Annotated in this window: 5 protein-coding genes; 3 read left to right on the forward strand and 2 right to left on the reverse strand. The window is 62.9% G+C overall.

Annotated elements, in window-relative coordinates; genetic code table 11:
• Nucleotides 1-196: 196 nt before the first annotated feature.
• Entirely contained in the window at nucleotides 197-445 is a 249-nt protein-coding gene (locus BYZ73_RS20735) for a hypothetical protein (RefSeq protein ID WP_245943258.1), read from the reverse strand.
• A gap of 122 nt (nucleotides 446-567) precedes the next feature.
• Entirely contained in the window at nucleotides 568-777 is a 210-nt protein-coding gene (locus BYZ73_RS20740; protein WP_112317515.1) for a hypothetical protein, read from the reverse strand.
• Between the two features lie 87 nt (nucleotides 778-864).
• On the opposite strand from BYZ73_RS20740, the gene BYZ73_RS20745 reads away from it, so the two are divergent.
• The 3 genes from BYZ73_RS20745 to BYZ73_RS20755 all read left to right on the forward strand — a co-directional run.
• Complete coding sequence (locus tag BYZ73_RS20745; RefSeq protein WP_181498142.1) at nucleotides 865-1,509, forward strand: XRE family transcriptional regulator; 645 nt, start codon at nucleotides 865-867, stop codon at nucleotides 1,507-1,509.
• Entirely contained in the window at nucleotides 1,506-2,330 is an 825-nt protein-coding gene (locus BYZ73_RS20750) for a hypothetical protein (RefSeq protein ID WP_146746378.1), read from the forward strand. The genes BYZ73_RS20745 and BYZ73_RS20750 overlap by 4 nt, the downstream gene beginning before the upstream one ends.
• Nucleotides 2,331-2,574: 244 nt before the next feature.
• Nucleotides 2,575-2,809: hypothetical protein (locus BYZ73_RS20755; RefSeq protein WP_146746379.1), on the forward strand; the 235-nt coding region annotated here is incomplete at its 3' end.

Raw genomic sequence — 2,809 nt, forward strand, 5'->3', positions numbered from 1 at the left:
CGCATGCCAGACCGGCACCGTCGCGGCGCTGGCCGGGGCGGCAACCGCCATGGCGCAAAGGGCGGCGCGGATCATTCGCCCAACCCCTTGATACGGGCAAAAAATTTTTCAGCCTGCGCCTCGAACCGTCCGGCGGCGGCGCGCGCCCGCGCCGCCCGGATCTGGTAAAACCGCGCTGTCACCCGCCACAGGACCTTCATGCCCGCACCTCCGGATCGAGGATTTCAAAGACCCGTTCGGCCCCGGCCAGCGCCAGAATGCGCAGCGTGTAATGGAAGCCGGGCGCGTTTTCGCAGCGCAGCCAGTTCCGCACCGTGCGCGGATGCACCGGCACCCGGTCGGTGGTCAGCACCTCTGCCACCAGCGTCGCCAGCTCGTGTTCGCTGGTGGCCTCGGGAAAGGCCCGCCACATCAGCGATGCGAACCACGCCCGTTCCCGGTCCATCTGACCGCCGCCGCTGCGGCTGCATTTTCGACAAGATTTTTCCACACCGTTTCCCCTAACCTTACCGTGTGGAAGCGGTTCAGACGTTGGTGTGGGGAAAGGCAGAGGGGACGTCGCGGTCATCACGCGGCGTCCTCTTCGCGTCCGGGCGGCGGGTTGGCCGTCATGAACTCGCGCAGGCGATCCACGACCTTCATGGTCGGGCTGGATGCGCCACGTTTCCAGGAGTCCCATTGACCCCAGTTTGCCCCGACCGCATCGCGCAGGACCTTCTGTGGGGTTTTCGAGCACGCCGCAGCGTAAGCTTCGATTTCTGCGATGAACTGTTCCATAGCACTGGATGATGGGCATTTATTCCCACGATGGCAAGGGAATTTTTGCCCATCGCGCGCGCCTTGCGGTCATGGGAATATATCCCCATGACAGAGGACCCATTCATTGCGGGCTTGCGAGCGGTCTTTGAGGCCGATCCCGAGCTGCGCCCGGCGACGGTGAGCGCCAAGGCTGGCTTGGATAAGTCTACGATCCGCAGGATGTTCGAAGGCGCGATCCAGTCGCCGCGAAGGGCTACCTCGCTGAAGATTGCCGATGCGCTCGGCATGAGCATTGAGGAAATCGTCAACGGTACCAAGGCAGCGGATAGCCGAACCGTATCAATCGCTGGCAAGGTCGGCGCTGGCGCCCGCGTTCCCGTCTTTGACGCTTACGAGAAGGGCGACGGCCCGCAGGTCGAGTGCCCGTCTGGCCTGTCGCCCCACAACATCGTCGCTGTGGAGATCGAGGGCGACAGCATGGAACCGGTCTACTCGGCCGGAGATCTGCTGTTCTACACCCGCTGGTCAGCCGAGAGCGTGCCCAGCGATGCCGTCGGAAAGCGCTGCGTCTGCGAATGCGAGGAAGGCCTGGGCTGGGTGAAGCTGATCCGCGAAGGGCGCGAGCCCGGACTGTTCGACCTGCACAGCTTCAACGACCAGACCCCGCCGATGTACGGGGTCCGGCTGAAGTGGGCCGCGCCGATCAAGCTGCACTGGCCTGCGGAACTGGCGAGGAGGGTGGAGGCTTGAACGCCAAGGGCAAGCCCGGCAAAGGCGCCGCCCCAGACGCGTGGCCATCGGCAGTAGACCACTTTGACGGGCTTTTACCATTCGTCAGCGCCGCCATCCTCATCGAATCCGCCAAATCTGATGCCGACAAGCTCGAAACCAGCCTTAAGTGGTTTCGTGAAAGAGACGGCAAGCACCTCATCCAGCGCCGAGATCCTGAGACAGGAGAGAACGTCGTGTATGTCGCCTATGGTGACGGAGTTCATGCCAGCATCCGAAAGACCGCCTCCTCGATGGTCTCTGATCTGCGCAGCGCATTGGACCACGCCCTCTACGATGCCGTTATGATGACCGGTGGGAAAGCCGGCTCTGGAATTCAGTTCCCGACCGCCAAGTCGCGCGTAGGGCTCGATGCGGAAATCAAACGAAAATGCCGAATGGCTCACCCGGCCCTGACGGACTTTTGCCGATCTCTCGAACCGTATGAGGACGGGCGTGGGTACAGGCTCTGGGCTGTATCCAGGCTGGCCGCCTACGCCAAGCACAGGAGAATCCTTCCACTGGTGCCTCGCATCTCCAAGATCGTCGTCAGGACAGATTACGAAGTACGGATAACGCTGCCTCAGCAGCGTCCAGACGAAAACAACGAGGTCGAGATCTTCAGGTGCAAAGCGTATATCGACGATAAGGTGGGCACGGCCCATGGAATAAGCGTGGACCCGAGTGCTTTCCGCTTCGGGGACCAGAGAAGCGCATCCGTCCAGGACTTGATCCAGGAGGTCGAAGGCGCGGTTGCAGGCATCCAGACAGTCGCGCAGGGAATCTCGCGCCTCAAGAAGTAACTGCGCCTCATCACCCCCCTGAGACGGCAGGCCATTCTTGCCGGAACACCCATTATACATGCTCGCCTCCTGACCCCGCCTCGCGCGGGGTTTTTCATGCCGTCAGCCCGGCGCTGATGGGGGCAGGATAGCGCGGCCCGAGGGGCGGCGCTAGCGTGAGGTGGGAATTTATGCCCACATTCTTCTTGACGTGGGTATAAATTCCCACCATCATCCCCTTACCGACAACAGAAAGGGGAAACCGATGAAACTGATCCTGACCACGACTGCCGCGCTGGCCCTGCTGGGCGCGCCGCTGTTTGCCTCGACCGAAACCACGGAAGACCAGGTGGCCGCCGTCTCGCCCGCCTCGGCCCCGGCCTGCTTCAAGGCCATCCCGGGCACCAACGCCTTTCAGCGCTCCCACGCGCCGGGCTGCATCTATTACCGCGCCCCCACCGGCAATGACCGCGATCCGGCCGCGTCCGACGAGGACGGCG

The organism is Rhodovulum viride (genome assembly GCF_003265965.1).
GTDB lineage: Bacteria > Pseudomonadota > Alphaproteobacteria > Rhodobacterales > Rhodobacteraceae > Rhodovulum > Rhodovulum kholense.